The organism is Paraburkholderia sp. SIMBA_027, from assembly GCF_046535315.1.
GTDB lineage: Bacteria > Pseudomonadota > Gammaproteobacteria > Burkholderiales > Burkholderiaceae > Paraburkholderia > Paraburkholderia tropica.
Window position 1 is genome coordinate 1 of sequence record NZ_JAWRWY010000185.1, and the last position, 368, is coordinate 368.

At 63.9% G+C, this 368-nt stretch carries 1 protein-coding gene; it reads left to right on the plus strand.

The genetic code is table 11. From position 1 onward, the window contains the following. Positions 1 to 368: PLP-dependent transferase (locus SB764_RS38715; RefSeq protein ID WP_410866565.1), on the plus strand; the 368-nt coding region annotated here is incomplete at both ends.

A 368-nucleotide genomic window follows, 5' to 3' on the forward strand; every position in this document is an offset into this window, starting at 1 on the left:
CGACCAACAGCCTGGTCGATGTCGCAATGATCCGCCGCGTCGCCGATGCGATCGGCAGGAAGCAGGGTCACACCCCGATAGTCGCCTGCGACAACACGCTGCTCGGCCCGGTCTTCCAGCGGCCGATCGAGCATGGCGCCGATATCTCGCTTTATTCGTTGACAAAATATGTCGGCGGGCACTCGGACCTGATCGCCGGTGCCGCCCTTGGCCGCAAGGCTGTGATGAAGCAGGTGAAGGCGCTACGCGGTGCCATCGGCACGCAGCTCGATCCGCATTCCTGCTGGATGCTCGGGCGGTCGCTGGAAACGCTGCAGATCCGCATGGAGCGGGCAAACAGCAATGCCGAGGCGGTTGCCGGTTTCCTG